Origin of the sequence: Bacteroides parvus (genome assembly GCF_017309675.2) — a bacterium.
Classification (GTDB): Bacteria; Bacteroidota; Bacteroidia; order Bacteroidales; family Bacteroidaceae; genus Bacteroides; species Bacteroides uniformis.
In genome coordinates this window covers 2,972,238-2,990,967 of record NZ_CP084680.1, presented here as the reverse complement: position 1 = coordinate 2,990,967, position 18,730 = coordinate 2,972,238, and the positions used below count along the sequence as shown (strand labels likewise).

Below are 18,730 nucleotides of genomic sequence, written 5' to 3'. Positions count from 1 at the left end.
TTGTGCCTAAATAATCTTTAAAAGCCCATCAGGTCATTCAGTGCTTCACTCATGCTGGGATGTGTAAAGACCGGCAGTTTGTTGCCTCTTATATTCAATCCCTTCTTGCGTGCTTCCGGTTTCATACGTCTATTTCCTTAATTGGTTCAATACTCTTTTTGCACTGTCAGACAGTACGACAATGGCACCGGCAAGAATGGCCGTATCCTTGATGACCAAGCGCCCTGCCCCCGTCAGCAACGGAAAGCCGTGCTCCCCGCTTCCCAAGTCGGGCACCCACACCTCAGGAGTTGTCACCAGGAAAGAGAGGGTACCCATCGTCATGACAATGGCAAGTGCGGCTCCCGCCAGTCCGATTTTCGGAGAGAATATCCCCAGAAATGTCAGGATGCCGATGGCCATAATCAGAATGCCCAGACCGTGGGAGAAACCATACGTATTGTTCTCCACGTGCCACTGATGTTTCGCCTCATTGAACTCGCCCTCTTTCAGCTTATACTCCTTGTACTCCGGGGCACTCTTTGTATAAAAGAAGCTCATGAACGGGCTGTTCGCCACAAAAGGGACAATCCCTTCAGCCTCATAATTCCAGAATTTCAACCCACCAATCCATACGAAAATAACCAGGATGGCTACACGAATCAAATTAACACCCAACTTTTGAGTGGAAGCGGCCAGCGTCAACGCAGCCATAAACAAGTTTTGCAATTTCGTTTTCATCTTTGTTCTACTTTTTAAATGGTTTCAGTAATATGACTTGATTTTTGTTTTTGCAAAGTTCCTTGTTTTCCACCACGTACGAAATGGCAATTATTCCGCAACAGTTGGCAATTCTTCCCGTTTCACTCTTTTCCGGTAGTCCGAGACACTCTCGCCGGTCATTTTCTTGAAAAAACGGCTGAACGCGGGCAAGTCTTCAAAGCCCAGAATGGAGCTGATTTCTTTGGCGCTCTTGCGGGTATACAACAGCAGTCTCATGGCTTCCGCCTCAATGCGCTCATGAATCACCCGCAACGGGGAAGGCAACCCGCAGGCCGAGAACAGATTGGAAAGTGTCTTGGGAGAACGGCAAAGAATATCGGCATAATCCTGCACCTGCTTCTTCTCCTTGAAATACCGGTCCACCAGCACATAATACTGTCGGATGATGTCAAACGTCTTTTCCTTCTCCTGCCCCACCCCGAAAAGCTGGCGCGCAATGCGTGTGCAGGTAATGATGAAACGTTTCAAGACAATGCGCAGCATCTCCTCCTGCAGATTGTCATGAATGACCGATTCCTGCCGGAAAATGCGGACTATGTCATGCAGGTTGGAAGACTGCCCGGCAGAAAGCGCCAGTCTCATCACCTTGGAAGAGCCATAAAAAAGGAATCCGTTGCAAGAGACCTCGTTGTCATGTCCATAGATGCAATAAAAATTGCTGTTGAATACAAACGTCAGGTATTCACCGTCCACCTCTTTTACCTCCAGGTGATGCAACGGGGTCAAGGTCACGATTTCGTCCTTTTCCAAGCGCATGGAGATATGGTCTATTTCCAGAGTGAGCGTACCGCTCTGTACCCAAATGAATTTATACAGAGTCTTGTCACGTTGCAGCGACGCACGCTCATGGTAGCTGGAAGTCATGGCTATGTTGCCATTCAAGCGGGTGTTCAGTTGATAATCCATAAAAAACAGATTGTTTTAGTAAATAACAAAGATAGCGAATATCTTGTTTGCTACTGATTATTTCCCCACTTTTGTAGCCGTTTTGCTGTTCTTTAATTTTTAACCTTTAATGTCTTCATGCAAATGTTCCCCGTCATATTTGTATCTCTCGGTCCCGGCGAACCGGAACTGATTACCGTAAAAGGCTTGAAAGCCCTGCAGACAGCCGACTGTATATTCTGTCCCGAGACACTGGCCAAAGATGGAAACAGAGTTTCACGCGCAGCCGACATCCTATTGCAACTCGACATTCCGGAAAACACGGTGCACCGCTTTCCACTCCCCATGAGCAAACAGCGCGAAAAAGCCCTGAGCGCCTACGACGAGGTCTATATGGAGAGCTCCACCCTCCGGCAACAAGGAAAGAAGGTCTGTATCGTTGCCGAAGGAGATGCCGGATTCTACTCTTCCATACACTATGTATATGACAAATTGCAGGCAGACGGCATCCCCGTGAAGCACATCCCCGGTATCCCCGCCTTCATTGCCGCCGGCGCATTGGGCGGGCTCCATGTAGCCAGCCAGGAAGAACGGCTGACGGTGATACCCGGCATCGTCACGACAGAAGAGATAGAAAGACTGACAAGCGAAAACAGTGCGGTTGTCATCATGAAGCTGTCCAGATGCACCGATGAGATTCACCGCTGCATCCGCCTGCATCCCGAATACCGGTATCACTATTTTGAGAATGTTGGCACTCCGGAAGAGAAGTATATCAATGACAGCAAGCGGATAGCGGCCATCCGCTTCCCCTATTTTTCCCTGCTTATCATTCGCCCAGAGGCCTTTTGAGCCCGATTTAATACAATTTCGCACACCATAGGCATTATTTTAATGAAAATGGGTTACCTTTGCGCCGTTGAAATATAAAAAAGATAAGAACATGAAGAAAGTCGTTTTTTATATGATGATGCTGGTTATGAGCATCGGTTATGCCTATGCACAAGGAAAGGCAGACATCAAATTCGAACAGACCACCCACAACTTCGGCACATTCTCCGAAAACAGTCCGGTAGTCAGCTACACCTTTAAGTTTACGAACGTAGGCGATGCTCCGCTTGTCATCCATCAAGCTGTAGCTTCCTGCGGATGTACCGTTCCCGAATATTCACAAGAACCGATAGCACCGGGAAAGACAGGAACAGTGAAAGTAACCTATAATGGAACCGGAAGATACCCCGGACACTTCAAGAAATCCATCACCCTGCGCACCAATGCCAAAACGGAAATCATGCGATTGTTTATCGAAGGGGACATGACCGCTAAAGATGCCAAATAAGCATTTTACCATACAGAATTAAGGAGATTTTTTTAAATCTCCTTTTTTTTTGCTTTCTTTGCCTAAAATGCGAAGATAGGCTGCACCTCAGCAGAATAATAATGAGCTTGCTCATTTTATCCAGCATTCGGTTTGCACTATCTTTGAAGTCTATTAAAGAAAAACATAAAACTACAAAACCTATGAAACAAGAAGAAGAACCTATTACCGGCTTGCCGGAAAATGCGTTCCGTGAACTGAAACCGGGAGAAGTGTACAACCCTCTGATGAGCCCGGACAAGAAGTATTCAGAAGTAAATGCCTGGTCGGTGACATGGGGTATTCTGATGGCCATTCTCTTTTCGGCCGCAGCCGCCTATCTGGGGCTAAAGGTGGGGCAAGTATTCGAAGCCGCCATCCCCATCGCCATCATTGCCGTCGGCGTATCAGGTGCCGCCAAACGCAAGAACGCATTGGGCGAAAACGTCATTATCCAGTCTATCGGTGCCAGTTCTGGCGTCATCGTGGCAGGTGCCATCTTCACCCTTCCGGCGCTTTATATCCTTCAGGAAACCTATCCGAAAGAAATCACTGTTACCTTTGCACAAGTCTTTATCAGCTCTCTGCTGGGAGGTGTGCTGGGTATTCTCTTCCTTATCCCCTTCCGTAAATATTTCGTGAGCGACATGCACGGCAAGTATCCCTTCCCCGAAGCAACAGCCACCACACAAGTGCTCGTCTCCGGTGAAAAGGGCGGCAGCCAGGCAAAACCATTACTCATGGCAGGTATCATCGGTGGTCTATACGACTTCATCGTGGCAACCTTCGGCTGGTGGAACGAGAATTTCACTACCCGCGTATGCGGCCTCGGCGAAATGCTGGCCGAGAAAGCCAAGCTGGTATTCAAGGTTAATACGGGTGCTGCTGTGCTCGGTCTGGGTTATATCGTGGGACTGAAATACGCGTCCATCATCTGTGCCGGTTCGCTGGCCGTATGGTGGATTATCATCCCCGGTATGTCCATGATTTGGGGAGACTCCGTACTGAACCAATGGAACCCCGAAATCACAGCAACCGTAGGCGCTATGGCTCCGGAAGATATTTTCAAATACTATGCCAAGAGCATCGGTATCGGTGGTATAGCCATGGCAGGTATCATCGGCATTATCAAGTCCTGGGGCATCATTAAGAGCGCCGTAGGGCTGGCTGCCAAGGAAATGGGCGGTAAATCCAATGTAGAGGCCAGCGTGAAGCGCACGCAACGGGACATCTCCATGAAGATTATCGCCATCGGCTCCATCATCACATTGCTGCTGGTTGTTCTGTTCTTCTACTTCGATGTGATGCAAGGTGACCTGACACATACCATTGTAGCCATCCTGCTGGTAGCAGGTATCGCTTTCCTGTTCACTACCGTGGCAGCCAATGCCATTGCGATTGTGGGCACAAATCCCGTATCCGGAATGACGCTGATGACATTGATTCTGGCATCCGTAGTCATGGTAGCCGTAGGGTTGAAAGGTCCCGGAGGAATGGTTGCGGCACTGGTGATGGGTGGTGTTGTATGTACGGCACTGTCCATGGCGGGAGGCTTCATCACAGACTTGAAAATCGGTTACTGGCTGGGTAGCACGCCTGCCAAGCAGGAGACCTGGAAGTTCCTCGGAACCATCGTTTCTGCCGCTACCGTAGGTGGTGTAATGATTATCCTGAACAAGACATACGGTTTCACCAGCGGACAACTGGCTGCTCCGCAGGCCAATGCCATGGCAGCCGTTATCGAACCTCTGATGAACGGTGTGGGTGCTCCTTGGCTGCTCTACGGCATCGGTGCAGTGCTGGCCGTCATCCTCAACTTCTGCAAGATTCCCGCACTGGCATTTGCATTGGGTATGTTCATCCCATTGGAACTGAATGTCCCGTTGGTAGTAGGCGGTGCCGTCAACTGGTACGTGACCAGCCGCAGCAAGGATGCCGCTCTCAATGCCGAACGCGGGGAAAAAGGCACACTGCTTGCCTCCGGTTTCATTGCCGGCGGTGCATTGATGGGCGTGGTAAGCGCCGCCATGCGCTTCGGAGGAATCAACCTCGTGAACGATGCATGGTTGCAAAACACTTGGTCTGAAGTGCTGGCGCTGGGTGCTTATGCCATTCTGATATTCTACCTCATCAAAGCTTCCATGAAAACCAAATAACCTTTAAATACCAAGAACATGAAAAAGATTCTACTTTTATCTTTTCTATTTGCAACGACCATGTTATCTGCACAAAAGCCCGTTGAGCTGCCCCTATGGCCCAACGGTGCCCCCAATAACAACGAACTGACCAATTCCGGACAGAACCATAACAACGAATGGGTGTCCGATGTCACCACCCCTACCCTTACGGTGTATCCTGCCTCCCACCCCAACGGCATGGCCATCATCATGTGTCCGGGAGGTGGCTACGGAGGGCTGGCCATGAAGCACGAGGGACACGACATGGCTCCCTGGTTCAACACACAAGGCATCACCTATGCAGTACTGAAATACCGTATGCCCAACGGGCACCATGAAGTGCCCCTTTCCGATGCCGAACAAGCCATCCGCATGGTACGCAAACATGCCGCTGAATGGGGTGTCAATCCTCAGCGCGTAGGCATCATGGGCGCTTCTGCCGGCGGCCATCTGGCAGCTTCGCTTGCCACACTATACAGCAGTGACAAAACCCGTCCCGACTTCCAGATCTTGTTCTATCCGGTGATTTCCATGCAGAAAGGCGTTACCCATGGAGGTTCCCGCCAGAACCTTATCGGAGAAAATCCATCTCAGGAGCTGGAACAAAAATACTCCCTCGAAAGACAAGTGTCCCCACGCACTCCGCAGGCTTTTATCATGCTTTCTTCGGACGACGACGCAGTGCCACCCATCAACGGCATTGGCTATTTCCTCGCCTTGCGTGACCACAAAGTGCCTGCCAGCCTGCATGCCTACCCTACCGGCGGACATGGCTGGGGATTCCGGGACAACTTCACCTACAAGCGTCAATGGACGGAAGAACTGGAGAAGTGGTTGCGTGAAGGGCTCGTATTCCCGGTCTCTGAACCTACCACAAAGAAATAAAAGCAATTATGAATAAAAAGTATTTTTTACTCACTTGCCTCGCAGCTTTTCCCTTTGCCCTGACTGCTCAGGAGAACAATCGCTACGAAGAGATTACCAACCCCAAGCTGACAAGCATCAACCGGGAGCCTGCCCGCAGCACGTTCACCTCCTACGTCACGGAGGCCGATGCCGTCATCAATGACCGCAAGAACGGAACCTTCCGCTTGTCCCTTAACGGGAAATGGAAATTCCATTATGTGGAAACCTTCGCCGACCGCCCCACGGACTTCATGATGGACCGTGTGGACGCCAGCCGCTGGCCGGACATCAATGTACCCGGAAACTGGGAGTTGCAAGGATTCGGCACGCCCATCTACGTGAACCATCCCTATGAGTTCTGTTCTTCGGGCTATCCTCCTTATTGGGACAAGCCCAACCCTCCGTACGTTCCCAAGGAATGGAATCCCACCGGCACCTATCGCCGCGAGTTCACCCTTCCGGGAGACTGGGACGATAAGGAGATTTTCCTGAGTGCCGACGGTGTACGCGGGGCAGCCTTCTACTACCTTAACGGCAAGTTTGTAGGCATGAGTAAAGATGCAAAGACTCCGGCGCGTTTCAACGTCAGCGCCATTGCCAAGAAAGGGAAGAATGTCATTGCCATTCAGATACACCGCTTTTCCGATGCCAACTATCTGGAATGCCAGGACTTCTGGCGCATCAGTGGTATCGAACGGGACATTTACTTATATGCCCAGCCTCAAATCCATCTCACAGACTTCAAGGTGGAAGCTCCTCTGGACGACAACTACCGGAACGGTATCCTCAAGGTAAAGGTGCAGTTTACCAATGAAAGCGGACAAAACGCCCCATTTGTCGTTGGTTACCGCCTGCTGGACAAGAACGACCAGCAGATAGCCCAGTCCTCTACTCAGGTCAGCGGTGACCAAACGGAAGTGGAATTCACCAAGAAGACCATCCAGGAACCCCTGCAATGGACAGCCGAAACGCCCAACCTCTATACCCTCGTCGTCAGCTTGAAGCGCCCGAACGGAGATGTGATTGAAGCGACAAGCTGCAAAGTAGGTTTCCGTACAGTGGAAATCAAGGACAAGCAACTGTTGGTAAACGGACAACCTATCCTCGTGAAAGGCGTGAACTATCACGAACACAACGAGAATACCGGTCACTATGTCTCCGAAGAACTGATGAAGAAAGATTTCGAGCTTTGGAAGAGATACAATGTCAATACCGTACGCACTTGCCACTATCCCCAGCAGGAACGTTTCTACGAACTCTGCGATGAATATGGTATCTACGTCATCGACGAAGCCAATATCGAAAGTCACGGCATGGGTTACGACTTGCGGGTAGGCGGTACGCTGGGAAACAATCCGCTCTTCATGAATGCCCATCTCGACCGCACCATGAATATGTACGAGCGGGACAAGAACCATCCGTCAGTCATCATCTGGTCGCTGGGCAACGAAGCCGGGAACGGATTGAATTTCTACGTCACTTACAACACCTTGAAGACACTCGACAGCCGTCCCATCCAGTATGAACGTGCACTGTTGGAATGGAATACGGACATCTACTGCCCGATGTATGCTCCCCCTTCCTATCTGGAGAAGTATGCCCGGAACAAGGAGATGACGCGTCCCCTCATTCTTTGCGAGTATGCCCATGCCATGGGCAACAGTCTCGGCAACTTCCAGGACTACTGGGATATCATCGAAAAATATCCCATCCTCCAGGGCGGCTGTATCTGGGACTGGGTAGACCAAGGCTTTGCCGCCAAGACAGACGACGGCCGTAAATACTGGACCTATGGCGGCGATTATGGCGAGAACGGCACTCCCTCCGACGGCAATTTCTGCATCAACGGCGTGGTATACCCCGACCGCAGTGTCAAACCGCAGACGGAAGAGATGGGGAAGGTCTACCAGAACATCAAGTTCCTCGACTTCGACAAGCAAACTTCCACCGTGAAAATCCGCAATGATTTCTCTTTCACCAATCTCGACAAGTACGACTTCTACTACATCATCCGCGACCATGGAAAGGAAGTCTACCGTGGCAAGATTGAAAATATCCATGCTGCACCGGGCAAGACAGTAACCACCGGCTTTCTGAACGGCATACCCAAAGAGAAACAGACAACGGGAGATGTACGCATCGAGTTCTATGCAGCCATCAAGACGGCAGAACCTTTCCTCCCGGCCGGCACGGTCATTGCACGCGAACAGACCTACGTCCATACCTTCTACAAGAAAGAGGCTACGGCACAGAAGCCCGCCACTTCTAAGGAAGAAGGAAATTTGGTGGCGTTCTTCGGTCCCGACTTCAAAGCCACCTTCGACAAGCAAAGCGGCCTACTCACCTCCTATTTGTACAAGAAGCACGAGTACATACTGAACGGTCAAGGTCCCCGCCCATTCTTCTGGCGTGCACCGACGGACAATGATTATGGAGCCAACCTCCCCGTCCGCCTCAAAGCCTGGAAAGAGGCAAGCTATCAAGAACCAAAAGCCGAAAGTTTCCAAGTGACTCCGGGCAGCAATGCCACGACAGTAAAGGTGACCTATCATTTTCCGCAGACAGATGCCCGTTGGGACATCACCTATAAGATATATGCCAACGGAGTTATCAAGGTAGACAACCGCTTCGTGGCCGAAGGAGACCAGGCTTCGATGATACCGCGTGTAGGCCTGCGGATGCAGTTGCAAAAGATCTTTACAGACTTGACCTACTACGGTCGCGGTCCGAAGGAAAACTACCGAGACCGCCGTACCTCCCAGTTTATTGGAGAGTATACTATCCCGCTCAAGGATATGTACGAGCCTTACGTCCGCCCGCAAGAGAACAACCATCGCACAGACATCTATTGGTGCGCCCTTACCGATAAGACGCAACGTGGCTTGCTACTCATCGCCGACCGCACCTTCGAACTGAACGCCTCCAACTATCCCCTGGAGAGCATGGATAGCGGCGACACGATTGATAACGGTGCTCCGCGTACCGAAAAGACCCATCATCGCCACCTCACCGATCCTCTGCCGGAAAAGATGGTTGATTTGTTCATTGACTACCGCATGATGGGTGTCGGTGGAGACGACAGTTGGGGCGCAACCGCCCATGAACCCTATCTGATTCGTCCGGGCAAAGAGAATGCCATTGAATACGGTTTCTCCCTTGTTCCGTTCGATAAAAAGGAGGATTATAAATATTTAATCCAGCAATATTGAATTTAATCCCTCCGGATTAAGCTTTTATAAAAAGGATGTAGTAAATTTGCTGCATCCTTTTTACGTTTAAGAACAATAATAATCAAAAGAGAGAAAAATGAAAACAATGACTAAATTTATGTTCAGCGCCCTCTGCGCCGCAGCCATGGTAACTTCCGTTTCTGCCCAGGGAGGGAAAGATATGTTGAGCAATGGAATAAAGTATCTGGATGTGCCATACGTAGCCCATACGCTGGAAGCAGATGGTCCCGAAGAACTCGTCATCAACTGCGATGAGGTAGACTGCACCACGCTGGTGGAATATGTGCTGGCAGAGACACTCACCCCCAAATTGGCCGACGGAGACATCTCGGAAAGCGCTTTCGCCGATAACCTGCAAAAAATCCGTTACCGTGACGGTAAAATCGACGGGTACACTTCCCGCCTGCATTATATTGCCGACTGGATAAACAATGGCGTACGCAACGGCTTCCTTCAGGATGTAACGGGCGCCATGAGTCCCGACACCGAACAGTTATCCATCTCCTACATGTCTTCCCACCCCCAACTCTACAAGCAGCTGGCAAATTCTCCGGAGAACATAGCCAAAATGAAGAAGATTGAACAATCCTTGTCCAGCAAGGAAATTCACTATCTTCCCAAAGCCAAACTTCCCGCCGATGGTCTCCCGTGGATTAAAGACGGCGATATCATAGCCATCACCACCAACACTCCGGGGCTGGACGTAGCCCACATGGGAATCGCTTTCTATGCAGATGGCAAACTCCTGTTGGTACACGCTTCTTCTACCGACAAGAAAGTGGTTGTTTCCAAAGTCCCCTTGTCCCAAATGCTGAAAGACAATAATAAGTGGACGGGAATACGGGTGCTGAGAATGAAGAAATAAGGTGAAATTTTATAATATGGAAAAGGCGATGGAGAATTAATTCTCCATCGCCTTTTCCATATATATGATTGTTCGTTCCTATTCCTCTACGACAATATATTCATCAATATTCCGTGTTTCTTTACTGAAGTTCACACCTACTTTCACTAATTTCCTGCCATCCAAGGTATAAGGAATCAGATACCCCTTCTCATCTATTTGCTTCAGAGCTGCGTCGGCTGTACCGTCCAGTTTGAACTCAAAAACATAAATAGCGGTAGGGGTATGAACTACCGCGTCCGCACGGCCGCGGCTGCTGCGAACCTCGGACCGGATGAACTGTCCCAGCAAAGTAAATACTACATGAAAAATAACCTGATAATGACGTTCCGTATCATCACTCAACTCGTACGGAATACCGGAGAAGAATATCTTAAGACGCTCCATAAACGCCTCCACATCCCCACTCTTCAATTCACGCATGAATTTAGCGATGTGGAAACCAGTCTCATCATCAGTAACTTTAGTATAAAAAGGAACCAGAAAATTCAGAAAGCCGTAACGAACCTCATCATTTGGAAAGCCTAAAGTGTATAGCTTCACATCATCATCATACCCTTTTATGGTCAAATAACCACTTTGATAAATCATCGGAAGAGGATTATTTGTTTCCGCACGATATTCAGAGAAAGCGGAAGCCAGCACTTCCACTCCATCTATCAATAGACGTATATCGTAATCACTCTGCTTCAGCAAGTCAACCAAGTAAGTAGGTGTGCCGGTCTGAAACCAATAATATCCCATCTCTTCTGCATCAAAAGCATTCAATACACTGAACGGATTGAACATTCCTACACCTTCCGGATGAAAATGATAACCATCATATTGACGTTCCATCAAATCAATCACTTCTTGTAAGGATATCCCTCTTCGTTTAGCCAGTCTCTCAAGTTCCGGCAGAAAGGTTTTCACCAACTCCTCTTTGGTAATACCACACAAAGCAGCGTAAGGAGACTTCATGCTGATATCATTCAGCTGGTTCAAGTCACTGAACACACTTACTTGCGCAAACTTGGTCACTCCGGTCAGGAAAACAAAACGAAGATAACGGTCAGCGCTCTTCAAGACACCGTAGAATGCTTTCAATGTTTTCCGATACTCATCCAGCAAGTTCTCATCCAAGACCGCTTGAAGCAATGGCTTGTCATACTCATCAATCAGCACAACAACCTGCTTTCCTGTCTGCATGCATGCCCGCTCTATCACGTAAGCAAAACGCTCTTCCGGATTACGGTCTTTCTTCTCCTGACCATAGAGCAGCTCCCATTTCTCCAGATACTGATTAAGCATAGCCGTCAGGTCAGCAGCAGTTTCATATTTCCGGGCATTCAAATCCAAGTGCAAAACCGGGTATTCTTCCCATTCCTTTTCCAGCTGTTCGATGGCCAAACCTTGAAACAGATCCTTGCGTCCTTGAAAGTAGGCTTCAAAGGTAGAAAGAAGCAGACTCTTGCCAAAACGACGGGGACGGCTCAAGAAATAAGGTTTACCTACATTTGCAATTTGATAAACCATAGCCGTCTTATCTACATAGAGATAACCATCCCTACGTATTTCCTCAAAAGTCTGTATGCCAATCGGCAGTTTACGCATCTGTTCCATGTTATTATTATAACCTGATTGGTATATGACAAAGGTACGATTTATATTTCAAAAATAAGACGAAAGGCGATGGAGATTTTAGTCTCCATCGCCTTTCATTATTTTACTAATCATCATTTCAGTATTACTCACGTAGACTGGTGCAATCCGAAATACTTCTTCATAAAGCAGGTATAAGAAAAACAAAGCAAAAGAATTATACCTGTCAAATACCAATAACCGTAACCTAAACACATTATATATCCTACGATTATGATTGCCTGCACCGCCATGTAAATAGAAGAAACCATTACATGAGGAATCTTCAGCTCATTCGCCATAATCTGATACAGATGCTTGCGATGCGGTAGCCCGATATTCTCATGAAGCATCAGGCGGTGAATGATAGTCAGTACACTATCCACACCATAAACGGATAAAAGGACTATCCAGCTGAAATCTTCCGTTTCAATGATGAGCCTGCCTATCAGGAAAAGAAGGATGAAGGCAATGCTCACCGCCCCCACATCACCCGCAAAGCATTTGGCTTTCTTACGAAAATTGAAGAAACAGAAAACTAGAACGGAACAGATAACGGTATAGATGAAATCTGCTTCCACAAAAGTAACCACCTCCTTATTGATATAGGCCAACGCAGCAAGAATAACCAGAGAATAACCACCGGTTATGCCGTTAATGCCATCCATAAAGTTGTAGGCATTGATGATGCCCGTACAGACTATCAAGGCTATGACTATCCACCACCAGGACAAAGAGAACAGCCCCCACTGATAAAACATCATAGCCATAGCAGAGAAATGAAAAAGCAGTCTTGTCATCTGTCCGGTGGATTTTATATCGTCCACGAAGCTGATGAACGTCACCAGTGTCAAGGCAAGCAGGAACCAGGGATATTCAAAGCCACTCGTCAGGAAATAGGCAAACGCCCCGAAATAGAAAATAATCCCACCACCGCGTAAAGTCACTTTCGTATGGGAACTCCGCTCATTGGGCTTGTCGATGATATTGCACCTATCAGCCACTCTAAAATAAAAAAGTTCTGCCAAAAACAGCAGAACCAAGACCATCCAATAATACATCATCCGTTTTTGATTATCCAGTAAAACCAAAGCTGAATACATGTAAATCCCAAAGATACAATACCCAGCCCTATCAATATGACATCTAAATATACATTCATTCTATCTTGAAGTTTTCCAATACACGGGTCGGCTTCCATCCCAATTCACGCATCGCCTTTTCGTTACTGAAAGTAAGCGATTCTGTGATTTTCTTCAGTTTCAAAGAATTGATAGGCGCTTTCTTTCCTAAGCAATCTCCTACCAAAGCCATACATTTAGCTGCCCAATAAGGTATTGAGAAAGGCATTTTTTTATTCAGCTGTTTGCAAATAACCGCTTCCAACTCTCTGAAAGAAGGATGGTAACTATCACATACATTATAGACACCTCCTTTTTCTGCCAACAAAGGAACCAGACTTGCTATATCCTGTACCATCAACACACTCTTCCGCGCACGACTTCCGGCAATACCTAAATATCTTCCATTGCGTATGCCTTGAATCATCGCTCCTAAATTTCCCGGAGGATTACACCCAGCAATTAAGGAAGGACGAATAATACCCAAAATAACGTTGTGTTTGTAGCACCATTTATGCAAAAACTCTTCGGCCAGACGTTTGCTCATGGCATACGGAGTTTTCCCACCCAAAGGATACTCTTCTGTTATCTCTTCTCCATACTCGCAACCATATACGGCTACTGTAGAAATAAAGATAAAAGCTCGGGGAACCCCTCTTCTTTCCAATGCTGCACAAAGATTCTTTGTACCTTGCAGATTTACATCAAAAAAAGCTTGTTTCTCTGCTTTCGTCTTGGGTGTCACATGTGCTTTTCCAGCTGCATGAAGAACGATATCATACCGTTCACGCAGCTCCGGTATCTCCTGTGCCATGTTCACGGTATAGTCATCCTGTGGCAACAGACCTACAGTAGTAACCTCATATATAGCTTCCAAAAGAGGATGCACGTTGTTACCCAAGAACCCGGAGGCCCCTGTAAATAAAAGTTTCATGAAAATTAAATAGAAAAAATTAACTCAAAAGAAAAGTAATATCAAAATGCTGTTCCGGAGTCATAACAAAATTCCTTCCCCATCTCAACTAATAACAACAAATCAATGTCGCTATCCGAACGTACATCACCACGTGCCTCGCTCCCATAAAGAATAACCTTCAAATCAAGAAAGTTACGATGTAATGCTTCTTTATATTAATGATACGACATGTGGACGACTCATAGAAACTTTGTTAAGTATGGTGACAAAGTTTCCGTAAGTACTCAATTTAGGGCATACCCCTTAATGAAAGCACTTTTCAGTGCCCTAAAACGAGTTTTGTTAATTAATTAGTTTTGAATTTAACATTGGCTGGTAGCCAAAGTGATTTTGCCAGGAACCATGTTAACATAATCCCTGCACCCGTTAAAAATATTTTTGAAAAAAGTTCCAATGAAGTTCCAGATAGAACAGCCATGAAGCTTTACAGTTCCTATTACACTATGATAAGTTACAGCCATCCCAGCACCGGAATCACTGCCATAATGAAGGGAATTGTTGCGTTGAGTGGTCAGCTTCCGAAGTAAGCCCGGCTTCATCATAAACATGTTCTTTCAAAAAGAATCTCTTTAAAAGGTTTGAAAAACGCCCGGCTACCGGTTCACCGCCTTGATTACCGGCTTTAATGAACTTGTTGTTTGCACGAGACATGCAAACCTGATGTATAGCTGATTTCAGCTCATTGCCGATAAATACATAAGCATTGTATCCGTCAGACATAATACTCTTTAATTCCGAATCACCCAAGAAGTCTGTTAGTACCTCACGACTGCGAGAGTCATTCTCATAGAAGAAAGGCTACTCCCATCGTTTTATACCCGTCGGGACGATTGCCCAGGTCACGTTCCTTTTGGGGAAGAACCGGCCTATTCCGAAATTTATTTTTGTCCAGAGAATCTGTACGGAGTGTATCGTCCGTACCGTCATATTTAAACCTTTGATTTACAAACACAAAGGCAGCAAAACAATCTCGAAACCTCAAGTAAACAAACCTATTCGTCTGATTTTTTAATATTTTAACCATAGGAATCTCAAGTATCAGAATTACATCTTTCCAGTCGATCCGATAAACCGTATCTGCCCCATTCCGCTCTACTTTCATAAACTGATAGCCAGCAACAAACTTCTTTTCGAACAGGCTGTATGAACGGTTGTCAAATGAAAACATACGGACTATTCTCCGATTTCGAGACAACGCATATCGGCAAAGTCACGGACATAATAGAAATAATTCAGACCAGTTACATTCAATATAATCTCTTCAGTTTCTCTACCATGCGAACTAAATCCTGATAACTTAAATTCTTTTGGGATAAACGCAGCCTATTGCTGATACGAATCTCAAGCCAAATACGAGCAGAGGTATCATTACTGCTTTTTGATGCAGGGGTAGGTTGGTCACTAGTCCTGTTTTTTTCCTCATAGGTAATCACAGAGACATCATCAACCCAGACTGCAACCACTTTTTTGCGAGTATCCTTAAACCATTTCTGGAAAATGTTATAAGGTACTTTGTTCCTAACACAAAACGATTGGAGAGATTCTCCATGAGGCAAGCCTCGCTCTGGTACTGAAAATAAAACCTTTCAAGATATTCACTGCTATACATAATTCTATAAATTTAGTTGGCAGCAAAATTATTACTTTCAATTAATAGCCATTTTTTGACTGCTTACTCATCTATTTGTTTAATCCACAATTCCATTATAAATCCTCAAATATCCATCTATCATATTATCAACAGTCAGCTTCTTTTGATAGCTTTTTAAAGCGTTTTTTGAGAAACGGGTATAAACATCTTTATTCTCTAAAATATAGCAGATTTTCTCACAGAAAGCTTTCGCTGAATTCTCTACTGTATAACCATTTTCATCATCTAATACAATCTCGCTAATACCTCCTACTTTTGAAGCAACCACCGGTTTTCCAAAAGCCATGGCTTCAATAATAGTCATCGGTAATCCTTCATAATTACTGGGAAGAATAAACAAATCAGCGTATTCATTATACGCGCCCGCATTGGGAAGACTTCCCATGAAAAACACATTTTCAGAATACTGTCCACGAAATTCATGCTGATTACCAATCCAAACAAAGGCATATTGAGGTAATAATTCAGAAACTTTCAGAAATAAGTCTATATTTTTTGGGGGAGATAATCTGGCAATACATAATATTATCTTTGAATAGCTTCGCATTTTATTAAAGGGACTTTCCGGTAAACGCAATGGTTGACTAATACCATTATATACAAAACAAACATTGTTATTTATCCCCTCATTACACAAATTATCTTCATCATATTTACTTACACCAATAATAGTTCTACACCTGAATTGCAGCATCTTTTCGAGGAATAAATATTTTCGATGGGCTATACGTATAGAATCAAAGCCATGAACTGTATATACTATTTTTGCAGAAGGAAATGCTATTCGGCCTAATAATCCGGCTTTTGATGAATGCAAATGAATTATATCTGGGTGATACTTTTTATAAAGTTTCCGCATAGCTCGAATTGTCTTGATTTCATTGAGTAGAGACAAAGCTCTTCGTAACGATGGAATGCGTTCACATATCACAGACGGATGAAGCAACAACCACATTTTTCCGTCACCAGCTCCCGCCGCCACTATCACCTCATGTTCTTTAACCAACCTATTTGCCAGATTGACAACGACCGACTGTGCTCCTCCAAGATCACAGAGAGTTATTACTTGAAGTATTCGCATAAAAATAACGTTCAAAAATGACGTATAATATAATTTACAAAATCATTAAAAAGTCTGAAACAATTTATTATAGAGGTATAGGAAAAAATAAAGGCGGTATCTTAAAGCATAAGTCATGCCTATTGCAATCAGATTTTTTCTATATACAGCATGCCGTATGGCATTATCATAGTAAGGGTTTTTCAGTTCTTTATTAATCTCGCGGCACACCTCTCTATATTTTTTATTTTCAAAGAATTGAGATGCAGCTACCGTAGCCACTTCATGCGTAACAAATCGATATAACTGCTCTTTAAAGTCATATTTAGACATATCAATTTGTTTTTCTAAATGCCTACCTATAACTTCCGGAGTATTCCAAGGGAAAGCTTTTCTGCATTTTGTCATAGACGACGGATTCATTCTATAATAATAACCGCAATAATCCATCACTACTGCGTTTCGAGCAAAGTTCATAAATGCTATCGTACAGGCTTTGTCCTCTCCAATCTTCAGAAACAAACCTTGCTGTTGTTGTTGTTGTTGTATGTATATATCAGATTTAAATGCCTTACCCCACAATTGTCCCGGCAGACAAGCATCATCATTCCTTCTCATAAGTAGAGGATAGATTTCCTTCACCAATTGTTCTTCATTATAATAGCCTGTTCTTAACGAAATCCTTCGATACTTGTGATTGGTTTCCAAAGCAAAAACATGTCCCATCATAACAATATCCGGATTTTTATATTGCTTTATGCTATCAGATATCAATTCAAGATAACGGGAATCTATCCAATCGTCCGAATCCAGACAAATACAGTAATCTCCTCGCACTTCATCAGCTCCTGCTATTCTTGCACTCACCAATCCACCATTCGCTTTATTTACCAACCGGAAACGGCTATCCCTTACCAAATACTCCTGACAAATGGTCAAGCAGTCATCGGTTGACCCATCATTCACCATAATGGCTTCAAAATCCGAAAAAGATTGGTTCAGAACACTGTCAAGGCATTGTCTAAGATACCTACCTGTATTATAGATTGGAATTATAATACTAAATAAAATCATACTAAACTATTCATTACAATATTACCATCTTGAACTAACATGTAATCCGACCTTGATATAAAGCCTTAGCAATGCTATCATCTTTGTATCCAGCAGAAAAAGCAATAATCTGTCTTTCATTCCGATTTTAGTTTTATCACCCCCCGATATGTTTGGAAAAAGAGAGATAGAGTATTTGAAAGCTTCTTCATTGTAGAATGATGATTTCATAGAATGTACTTTTACATAAACCTTTGCCAGGGATAATACGGGTGCATAATACTCAAGATTTATCTTCAAAAAGAAATCCTCCAACAGCAAAGCGGCTCTTTCCAGACTTTTAATAGATTTTACACTCACAGATGCGGTATAAGACGTAGCTATATTTTTAAGATAATAATAGCACGTTTTCTTCAGATATGCCACCTTATTGGAGTTATAAACCAGTCGTGGACTGGTAGCATAGTCTTCACTATAACAGATGCTTTCATCCAATTCAATGCCGTTATACACTTTTCTATTACAAAAGCGGAAGCAGAGTTCAAACCTCGTCTTTCTTATAATCATTTGATACAGATACTGCTCTTTTGTTTCAGGCATGGATAAAGTAATGTGTTTTGTGAAGTTGTCATATAATTCGTCTATGTCAAACACCACCATATCGGCATTTTCATCCAAAGCCTTGTTTACAAGACATTCTACTGCATCTGTCGAGATATAGTCATCGCTATCAATATGCCATATATACTCACCTTGGGCATGCGACAAGCCTGTTTTTCTGGCAGCAGTCAGCCCCTTGTTCACTTCATGATTTATTAATATCACTTGCTCCCTCCGATGTGGATAATCAGTCATTTTATCTTGGATATGCTTCATGCTATTGTCTATAGTACAATCATTTACAAAAATGTATTGCATATTTTCGTAAGATTGCGAAAATAATGAATCCAAACATTTATCAATGTAGCGTTCAACATTGTACACCGGAACGACAATAGAAACTAAAGGTTCTCTATTTCTTAACATAA

Annotated in this window: 15 protein-coding genes and 2 pseudogenes; 6 read left to right on the top strand and 11 right to left on the bottom strand. The window is 45.1% G+C overall.

Going from position 1 to position 18,730, the window contains the following annotated elements; translation table 11 throughout:
- Positions 1–129: 129 nt before the first annotated feature.
- Positions 130–720, bottom strand: coding sequence for a DUF417 family protein (locus JXR92_RS12130; RefSeq protein ID WP_044468336.1), 591 nt, complete (start codon positions 718–720; stop codon positions 130–132).
- Between the two features lie 90 nt (positions 721–810).
- Positions 811–1,668, bottom strand: coding sequence for an AraC family transcriptional regulator (locus JXR92_RS12125; RefSeq protein WP_138346177.1), 858 nt, complete (start codon positions 1,666–1,668; stop codon positions 811–813).
- 123 nt (positions 1,669–1,791) lie between these two features.
- Between JXR92_RS12125 and JXR92_RS12120 the strand changes: the two genes are divergently transcribed.
- The 6 genes from JXR92_RS12120 (at position 1,792) to JXR92_RS12095 (ending at position 10,182) form a co-directional block, all read left to right on the top strand.
- Positions 1,792–2,499 carry a precorrin-2 C(20)-methyltransferase gene (locus JXR92_RS12120; protein ID WP_171030463.1) on the top strand — a complete coding sequence of 236 codons (708 nt, stop codon included), beginning with the start codon at positions 1,792–1,794 and terminating at the stop codon, positions 2,497–2,499.
- A 91-nt stretch (positions 2,500–2,590) separates the two neighbouring features.
- Positions 2,591–2,986, top strand: coding sequence for a DUF1573 domain-containing protein (locus JXR92_RS12115; protein WP_117599729.1), 396 nt, complete (start codon positions 2,591–2,593; stop codon positions 2,984–2,986).
- Positions 2,987–3,168: 182 nt separating this feature from the next.
- Positions 3,169–5,160: an OPT family oligopeptide transporter gene (locus JXR92_RS12110; protein WP_119961901.1), complete on the top strand. Its 1,992-nt coding sequence runs from the start codon at positions 3,169–3,171 to the stop codon at positions 5,158–5,160.
- 18 nt (positions 5,161–5,178) lie between these two features.
- A complete protein-coding gene (locus JXR92_RS12105; protein WP_119961900.1) occupies positions 5,179–6,066 on the top strand; it encodes an alpha/beta hydrolase in 888 nt (295 codons plus the stop codon).
- A gap of 8 nt (positions 6,067–6,074) precedes the next feature.
- The gene (gene lacZ, locus JXR92_RS12100; RefSeq protein WP_131226224.1) at positions 6,075–9,296 is read left to right on the top strand and encodes a beta-galactosidase, LacZ type; all 3,222 of its coding nucleotides are present in this window, start codon (positions 6,075–6,077) and stop codon (positions 9,294–9,296) included.
- A 97-nt stretch (positions 9,297–9,393) separates the two neighbouring features.
- Positions 9,394–10,182, top strand: coding sequence for an N-acetylmuramoyl-L-alanine amidase-like domain-containing protein (locus JXR92_RS12095; RefSeq protein ID WP_117599519.1), 789 nt, complete (start codon positions 9,394–9,396; stop codon positions 10,180–10,182).
- Positions 10,183–10,260: 78 nt separating this feature from the next.
- On the opposite strand, the gene JXR92_RS12090 is transcribed toward JXR92_RS12095, so the two are convergent.
- From JXR92_RS12090 to JXR92_RS12055, 9 genes and pseudogenes are all read right to left on the bottom strand, one after another.
- Complete coding sequence (locus tag JXR92_RS12090; protein ID WP_131226222.1) at positions 10,261–11,823, bottom strand: ATP-binding protein; 1,563 nt, start codon at positions 11,821–11,823, stop codon at positions 10,261–10,263.
- A 128-nt stretch (positions 11,824–11,951) separates the two neighbouring features.
- A complete protein-coding gene (locus JXR92_RS12085; RefSeq protein ID WP_131226446.1) occupies positions 11,952–12,902 on the bottom strand; it encodes an MraY family glycosyltransferase in 951 nt (316 codons plus the stop codon).
- A 97-nt stretch (positions 12,903–12,999) separates the two neighbouring features.
- Positions 13,000–13,896, bottom strand: a complete 897-nt coding sequence (locus JXR92_RS12080) for an NAD-dependent epimerase/dehydratase family protein (RefSeq protein WP_119961895.1) — start codon at positions 13,894–13,896, stop codon at positions 13,000–13,002.
- Positions 13,897–13,937: 41 nt separating this feature from the next.
- Positions 13,938–14,060, bottom strand: a complete 123-nt coding sequence (locus JXR92_RS12075) for a nucleotidyltransferase domain-containing protein (RefSeq protein ID WP_226791161.1) — start codon at positions 14,058–14,060, stop codon at positions 13,938–13,940.
- A 180-nt stretch (positions 14,061–14,240) separates the two neighbouring features.
- Positions 14,241–14,733 (bottom strand): annotated as a pseudogene (locus JXR92_RS12070) (IS66 family transposase); the annotation flags it as partial.
- 452 nt (positions 14,734–15,185) lie between these two features.
- Positions 15,186–15,547, bottom strand: a pseudogene (locus JXR92_RS17490) (hypothetical protein).
- 79 nt (positions 15,548–15,626) lie between these two features.
- Complete coding sequence (locus JXR92_RS12065) at positions 15,627–16,670, bottom strand: glycosyltransferase (protein WP_119961894.1); 1,044 nt, start codon at positions 16,668–16,670, stop codon at positions 15,627–15,629.
- 45 nt (positions 16,671–16,715) lie between these two features.
- Positions 16,716–17,723: a glycosyltransferase family 2 protein gene (locus JXR92_RS12060; RefSeq protein WP_119961893.1), complete on the bottom strand. Its 1,008-nt coding sequence runs from the start codon at positions 17,721–17,723 to the stop codon at positions 16,716–16,718.
- A 21-nt stretch (positions 17,724–17,744) separates the two neighbouring features.
- A complete protein-coding gene (locus JXR92_RS12055; RefSeq protein WP_165491400.1) occupies positions 17,745–18,728 on the bottom strand; it encodes a glycosyltransferase family 2 protein in 984 nt (327 codons plus the stop codon).
- Between the last annotated feature and the right edge of the window lie 2 nt (positions 18,729–18,730).

Coding starts and splice junctions, on each gene's coding strand:
- JXR92_RS12080 (WP_119961895.1), bottom strand. CDS start 13,896: ATGAAACTTTTATTTACAGGGGCCTCCGGGTTCTTGGGTAACAACGTG.
- JXR92_RS12120 (WP_171030463.1), top strand. CDS start 1,792: ATGTTCCCCGTCATATTTGTATCTCTCGGTCCCGGCGAACCGGAACTG.
- JXR92_RS12125 (WP_138346177.1), bottom strand. CDS start 1,668: ATGGATTATCAACTGAACACCCGCTTGAATGGCAACATAGCCATGACT.
- JXR92_RS12095 (WP_117599519.1), top strand. CDS start 9,394: ATGAAAACAATGACTAAATTTATGTTCAGCGCCCTCTGCGCCGCAGCC.
- JXR92_RS12130 (WP_044468336.1), bottom strand. CDS start 720: ATGAAAACGAAATTGCAAAACTTGTTTATGGCTGCGTTGACGCTGGCC.
- JXR92_RS12085 (WP_131226446.1), bottom strand. CDS start 12,902: ATGTATTATTGGATGGTCTTGGTTCTGCTGTTTTTGGCAGAACTTTTT.
- lacZ (WP_131226224.1), top strand. CDS start 6,075: ATGAATAAAAAGTATTTTTTACTCACTTGCCTCGCAGCTTTTCCCTTT.
- JXR92_RS12060 (WP_119961893.1), bottom strand. CDS start 17,723: ATGATTTTATTTAGTATTATAATTCCAATCTATAATACAGGTAGGTAT.
- JXR92_RS12090 (WP_131226222.1), bottom strand. CDS start 11,823: ATGGAACAGATGCGTAAACTGCCGATTGGCATACAGACTTTTGAGGAA.
- JXR92_RS12065 (WP_119961894.1), bottom strand. CDS start 16,670: ATGCGAATACTTCAAGTAATAACTCTCTGTGATCTTGGAGGAGCACAG.
- JXR92_RS12105 (WP_119961900.1), top strand. CDS start 5,179: ATGAAAAAGATTCTACTTTTATCTTTTCTATTTGCAACGACCATGTTA.
- JXR92_RS12055 (WP_165491400.1), bottom strand. CDS start 18,728: ATGTTAAGAAATAGAGAACCTTTAGTTTCTATTGTCGTTCCGGTGTAC.
- JXR92_RS12115 (WP_117599729.1), top strand. CDS start 2,591: ATGAAGAAAGTCGTTTTTTATATGATGATGCTGGTTATGAGCATCGGT.
- JXR92_RS12110 (WP_119961901.1), top strand. CDS start 3,169: ATGAAACAAGAAGAAGAACCTATTACCGGCTTGCCGGAAAATGCGTTC.